Below are 6,433 nucleotides of genomic sequence, written 5' to 3'. Positions count from 1 at the left end.
CGCCTTACAGCCGTATAGAAACTATTGTGCTGCAAGCTTTCCCGGGCATGACGTCAACAGCAATCCCTAACTTGACTGCCGCTAAAGCCGACCGGGTTTATGAACTGCGCAGCTATGAAAGCGCGACAGAAAAATACAATGTAAATAAAGTGCGGATGTTTAATACCGGTGATGAAATAGGGCTTTTTAAAAGATTGGGTTTTAACGCTGTTTTTTATTCGGAAGTGATAGCGGGCAGTCATATGCCTAACCTGATGTACATGACCACTTTTAACAACAAAGCAGACAGGGATAAGCATTGGGACGCTTTTGGCAATGATGCACAATGGAAAGCGCTGACGGCAAATGAGGAATATAAGAATAACGTTTCACATGCTGATATCATTTTTCTGCACCCAACTGAATATTCAGATTTTTGAAAGTCCCCCTTTTTTAATCCTTAGATGTTTTACACACTGTTAAGCTAATCCAACTTAAAGTCCCCACCTGAGGATAACCCGGGTTACGCTATTTTAAGTTGGCTTACAAGTTTAGGTTTTTCTGCTAAATGATTCGAATTATGTTCAATAGGAAATTGCAATGGATGTACTTTTCAGACTTTAATTGGATTACATTAAAAACGATAGCAGGTTATCTTCAAAAAAGCATGGCATACTGTGTGATTTTATATATCGGCTCAGATAAACAGTTAATTTGAGCTGATTGGCGATCTAAATAGGCTCAACATAGCTTGATAGAGGACCGGATCTCCTTTATAAAGTAACATTGGCTTCCAGGCCAATGCGAACGCACCGCGTTCGCATTGGTAAATAGGAGCAGGCCTAACAGGGGGAGGACTTATTTAAAGGACATTTATAATTTTACCCCGGAGTTTGTTTAGAATTTTGGACTCCACAGCAAATAGAAGCGGGGTATTATGAATTAGATTTGTAATCATGAAGCCTGTGATACAGCTATTCGGAGAATCCTTTCTTTATTCGTGTTCGTTTGCTCAGACACATGCGTATGAGCAATTTGTTCCGGAGCATGTGCTGGCGTACCAAATTTCAGGGCAAACCCAAATTTATCATCAACAGCAGGAAATGATATTGGAAGAAGGACAGATTTTGCTTGCCCGAAAGAACCAGTTTGCCAAAAGTATCAAAATCCCCGCGGGAGAAAAAGCCTATCAATGTGTTTCTGTTTTACTGACCAAATATCAGTTACAGCAATTTGCATTGGATAATGTTATTTCCTGCGAAGAGCGGTATCAAGGTCGCAAAAATATTTTGCTTGGACCGGATACGATGCTGAAGGATTATTTCCTTTCCATACTATCTTATATTGAACCGGGGAAAAGTGTAAGCCGGAAGCTGGCATCTGTTAAGGTAGATGAAGCCATTTTATTGCTGCTGGCAATACGGCCGGATCTGAAATCCTTTCTTTTTGATTTCAGCGATCCGTATAAGCAGGACCTGGAAGAATTTATGCTGAAGAATTTTCATCATAATGCGCCGATCAAACATTTCGCAAAGCTCAGCGGGAGAAGCCTGACCGGTTTTAAGCGTGATTTTGCGGAGATTTTCAATACCTCTCCCGGTATCTGGCTTAAAAACAGAAGGCTCTCTGAGGCCTACTATCTTATCAAGAAAAAGGGCCTGAAGCCCCGGGATATCTACCTGGACCTGGGTTTTGAGAACTTATCGAACTTTTATACTTCTTTCAAAAAAAAATATGGGCATACTCCGGCCGAAATTAAACTTCAAAACAAATAAACCATGAGCATTGAACAAAGACTACAGGAACTGGAAGACCGGATAGCTATCCGGGAGCTGATAGATCAGTATACTTATACTGCAGATACCCGTGACGCTGAAGGGCAAATGGCAATTTTTACCGGGGATGCAAATTTCGAGGTATATATGGATGAAAAGGTACCAACGCCTACCCAGGTTGTCACTGGTCGGAAAAACCTTCGTCCTGTTTTCGATGATCTGAACCAATACCTTTCGACTATGCATTTTAATGGGCAAAGTACGTTGAAGCTTGATGGCGATAAGGCAACCGGGGTTACCTATTGCCGTGCTTACCACCTGAAAATCATGGATGGCGCGCAAAAGCTGATGATCGCGGGGATCCGATACTATGATACAATGGTTAGGCAGGATGGTGTATGGCTGTTTTCGGAGCGAAAATTAAAAGTGTGCTGGATTGAGAACAGGTAAAAGTGCAATGGGGGGGCCAATACCCGGCCGTGTGATCAAAAAGAGGGGAGAAAGCAATATCAGGTATCTGTAATATTAAAAAACAAAAAGACATGGAAAAATCAAGTCTGTTTATAATTAAAAAGGCAAACAGGAACATCTTTCTATTTGCACTTGCCGGCTTGGCATTATTAATTTCATTTGCGGCCACAACAACAAATTCACCGAATCGCATGAAAAAATCAAATCAAATTATATATATGAAAAAGAACAACGTTGCAGGAACCTGGAATTTGGTTTCCGGTTACCTTGATAATCACGGAACTCATATAAATATCCTTGGTACGCACCCGGCCGGGATGTTGATTTTCACTGAAGATTTACACTTTATCGTCATCGTCCATAACCCCGATATACCAAAGTTTGCTTCAGGAGACCGTGCAAACGCTACGCCGGAAGAATACAAAACTGCGGTAACTAATAGCCTTGGCGTATATGGCACTTATACCGTAGACGAAAATGGTGACTTTGGCGAAGAACAGGTTTTAGGCTCTACGTTCCAAAACATGAACGGCCACACCAGGGGTAAGAATGAAATTGATGTAAAAGTTGATGGTAACAGGTTGATGGAAATTCAAAAAATAGGGGACGGAATTGCGGTTCATCTGGATTGGAAACGGGCGGAATAGTACGGAATTATGAAGAAGTTACCCTTAACGGCACAAAGTTGCAACTTAAAAATCGTGTCGTCATGCCGGGGCAATGGTGGCTGAAGTATCGAAAGGTAAAATAATCCATCTTTTTGATGTTTATATCCATTTTTAGAATTTATCGAAAAGAATAGTTTTAGATTCGAAAAACACACTTACTAACCTGATTTCCCTTTTTGATTATGCGAAAAAGCCATTCGTCTTACCTGTTTATTGCTCAAACCCTGCTTTTAACATTTTTTTTATCAGCAGCTACAGCTCAGGAGCGTCCGCAAATGCTTTATTACACGAAGCCTGCCGGACAATGGGAAGAGATGTTGCCTATGGGCAATGGGAGATTGGGGATGATGCCCGATGGCGGTGTGACCAATGAAAATATTGTATTGAATGACATTACACTATGGTCAGGATCACCGCAGGATGCGAACAACTATGGTGCTTATAAAAGGCTGCCGGAGGTAAGGCGATTATTGCTGGAAGGCAAAAATGACGAAGCGCAGGCTATTATCAATAAAGATTTTATTTGCAGAGGAGCGGGGTCCGGGAATGGAATCGGCGCCAAAGATCCTTTTGGCAGCTATCAGATATTTGCAAACCTGCATTTACAATTTAAATACTCCGGTACCGACAGCACGGGTATCAATCCCGGTAACTATTCAAGGGAACTTTCCTTAAATAATGCGATAGCACGTTGTTCTTACAGGGTAAATGGCGTCACTTACACCAGGGAATACTTTACCAGCTTTGGTGACGATGTTGATATAATCCGTATTACTGCTGATAAACCGGGACAAATTAACCTAAATGTTTCAATTGACCGGCCGGAACGTTTTAGTACAGGAGTGAGCAATTCAGGACTGGAAATATCCGGACAACTGGATAATGGCACGGGTGGAAACGGAATGCGTTACTACGGTTTGGTAAAAGCTAAACTAAAAGGCGGAAAGGTTATCTATGGTGGCAACGCTCTTCAAATTAATGATGCAACCGAAGTAATTCTATATGTTTCTGCCAAAACCGACTATAAAGCTCCTCTTTATAAACAACAGGCCGGGAAAATAATGGCAGCTGCAATGGCCAAGCCTTATGCCTTGCAAAAGCAAGGGCATACCAGGAATTATCAAAAAATGTTTAACCGGGTAAATATTACTTTAGGCACAAAGAATGCAGATAATTTACCTACTGACGAAAGGCTGGCGCAATTTCAGCAAAATCCCCAATCAGATACCGGCCTGCCCGCATTATTCTTTCAATTTGGGCGTTATTTACTAATTAGCAGCATTAGGGTCGGCTTGCTTCCCCCCAACCTTCAGGGACTATGGGCAAATCAAATACAAACGCCCTGGAACAGCGACTACCACGTGGATCTTAACCTGCAGATGTGTCATTGGCCCGTGGAGGTGGCGAACCTTTCCGAACTGGACCTGCCGCTGACAGAATTTGTCAGAGGATTACAAAAAAACGGTACCCGAACTGCCAAAGCTTATTACAATGCTGACGGATGGATAGCGCACGTTATTGTCAATGTGTGGGGATTTACAGAACCCGGGGAAGCTGCCAGTTGGGGAAGTACCAAAGTTGGCCCGGGCTGGTTATCCAATAATCTTTGGAGGCATTATTTATTTACCCAGGACAAAGCATACCTGCGGAGCATTTATCCTATTATTAAGGGTGCCGCCCAATTTTATAACAGCTTGCTGATCAAGGACCCAAAAACAGGCTGGCTTGTCACATCGCCATCATCTTCACCAGAGAACGCTTTTTATATGCCCAATGGCCATATCGCCAGTATATGCATAGGACCAACCATCGACAACCAAATTGTCAGGGAATTATTTGGCAATGTGATCTATGCGGCATCTTTGCTTAAACAGGATCCCTTTTTTGAAAAATATCTGGCCGGAAGATTAAAGCAGATCCCTCCGGCAGGGCAGGTTGCAAAGGACGGAAGGCTCATGGAGTGGCTGGAAGATTATAAAGAAACAGAACCCTACCATCGCCATATCTCCCACCTGTATGGTCTGTACCCGGCATCCTTGATTACGCCCGAAACAACTCCCGGGCTTGCAGAAGCAAGCCGGAAAACGCTGGAAGCAAGAGGAGACGATGGCACCAGTTGGTCGCTTGCATACAAGATGCTTTTTTGGGCAAGATTACATGATGGTAATCGTGCTTTTAAACTGTATAAAGACCTGATGCGGATGACACGCAAAACAGATATTAATTATGGAGCCGGTGGTGGGGTATACCCCAATCTTTTATCCGCGGGGCCTCCTTTTCAAATTGACGGGAACTGCGGGGGAACAGCAGCTATTGCCGAAATGCTCGTGCAGAGCCATGCAGGGTTTATTGATCTGTTGCCTGCAATCCCGGATGCCTGGAAGGAAAGCGGGAAGGTAAAAGGACTCAAAGCAGAGGGGAACTATGTGGTTAATATGAAGTGGAACAATGGTAAAGTATCTGATTTTGAAATCTTCGCGCCTTTTCCTAAAAAGGTTAAAGTGAAGGTTAATGGGATGATGAAAACAATTATCGCAAAGAAAATAAAAGTTTAAGGGGGTGGTTACCAGAGAGAGCAACTTCCAGCAAAGGCCAATTCTCAGCCACTGCCAATAAGTAATATATGGTCAGCATGTTACTCGCTGAATTTTTTGCGGGCTAATATCCGTGTAACTGGTTTATTTTTTTAATATTTATAATCTATCGCAGAAAATCAAAATTCATTTTTAGCAGTCTTTTCACTAATTACGAATTAAGCCGATTGGTATATTTTCAAGTTTTATTACGTGCATATACATTTACCAATAGCATTACCTAATTCTGCGCCATAACATGTTTAACGCAAATTTCAAAAATGACAAGACGTTTTTAGATCGCTTAAGTAGAGGTACGTTGTTATGATAAAATAATTTAAGTACTTGAAAACTTGGAATCTTCTTGATATTTATAGCAATGAGCCGAATAATATTCTAATCGGCTCATGATTTTGCTATATTTGAGTTGAATAAATAACCTAATCGGCTCATTATGTACAATTGGCAACTTTCGGAATGGCCTAACTTCGTTTATGAAGTACAGGAGGTCCAACCGTTAATTCTGGCGTTTGCGCAAGAAACAGGGGAAGTAAGTGGCGTTATTCAAGGACTATCCGAAGAATTAAAGCAAGAAACACTCCTTCAACTCATGTTGTCTGAAGCTGTTAAAACCTCTGAAATCGAGGGCGAGTATATCAGTCGTGAGGATGTAATGTCATCTATTAGAAATAATCTCGGGCTGAATGAAACGCTTATTGATGTAGAGGATAAACGGGCGGGAGGTGTAGCTCAATTGATGCTGGAGGTACGAAAATCGTTTGATCAGCTGCTGAGTTTGGATATGCTCCGGACTTGGCACGATATGTTGATGACCGGCGCACGGAATGTTAACCCTGGCAAATGGCGAATAGGGGCCGAGCCGATGCAGATAATTTCAGGTGCGTACGGTCGGGAGGTAGTGCATTATGAAGCCCCACCATCTTCAGATGTCCCTAAAGAAATGGAG

At 42.3% G+C, this 6,433-nt stretch carries 6 protein-coding genes; all 6 read left to right on the top strand.

Features of this window, described 5'->3' with window-relative positions:
- On the top strand, nt 1-419 hold a 419-nt coding region (locus tag VF500_RS21280; protein WP_330861607.1), incomplete at its 5' end, for an NIPSNAP family protein.
- 516 nt (nt 420-935) lie between these two features.
- Nucleotides 936-1,754 carry an AraC family transcriptional regulator gene (locus VF500_RS21275; protein WP_330861606.1) on the top strand — a complete coding sequence of 273 codons (819 nt, stop codon included), beginning with the start codon at nt 936-938 and terminating at the stop codon, nt 1,752-1,754.
- 3 nt (nt 1,755-1,757) lie between these two features.
- Nucleotides 1,758-2,204 (top strand): nuclear transport factor 2 family protein, encoded by a 447-nt coding sequence (locus VF500_RS21270; protein WP_330861605.1) that lies wholly within the window; start codon nt 1,758-1,760, stop codon nt 2,202-2,204.
- A gap of 92 nt (nt 2,205-2,296) precedes the next feature.
- On the top strand, nt 2,297-2,872 hold the full coding sequence (locus tag VF500_RS21265; RefSeq protein WP_330861604.1) for a lipocalin-like domain-containing protein: 576 nt from the start codon (nt 2,297-2,299) through the stop codon (nt 2,870-2,872).
- 203 nt (nt 2,873-3,075) lie between these two features.
- Complete coding sequence (locus VF500_RS21260; RefSeq protein WP_330861603.1) at nt 3,076-5,448, top strand: glycoside hydrolase family 95 protein; 2,373 nt, start codon at nt 3,076-3,078, stop codon at nt 5,446-5,448.
- 472 nt (nt 5,449-5,920) lie between these two features.
- Nucleotides 5,921-6,433 (top strand): DUF4172 domain-containing protein (locus VF500_RS21255; protein WP_330861602.1); only part of this gene is annotated, 513 nt, incomplete at its 3' end.

The sequence above is a fragment of the Mucilaginibacter sp. genome (assembly GCF_036383575.1).
In the GTDB taxonomy this organism is placed as follows: Bacteria; Bacteroidota; Bacteroidia; order Sphingobacteriales; family Sphingobacteriaceae; genus Mucilaginibacter.
Note: the sequence above shows the minus strand (reverse complement) of the source record. Positions and strands in the feature narration are given on the sequence as shown.

Coding starts and splice junctions, on each gene's coding strand:
- VF500_RS21275 (WP_330861606.1), top strand. CDS start 936: ATGAAGCCTGTGATACAGCTATTCGGAGAATCCTTTCTTTATTCGTGT.
- VF500_RS21270 (WP_330861605.1), top strand. CDS start 1,758: ATGAGCATTGAACAAAGACTACAGGAACTGGAAGACCGGATAGCTATC.
- VF500_RS21265 (WP_330861604.1), top strand. CDS start 2,297: ATGGAAAAATCAAGTCTGTTTATAATTAAAAAGGCAAACAGGAACATC.
- VF500_RS21260 (WP_330861603.1), top strand. CDS start 3,076: ATGCGAAAAAGCCATTCGTCTTACCTGTTTATTGCTCAAACCCTGCTT.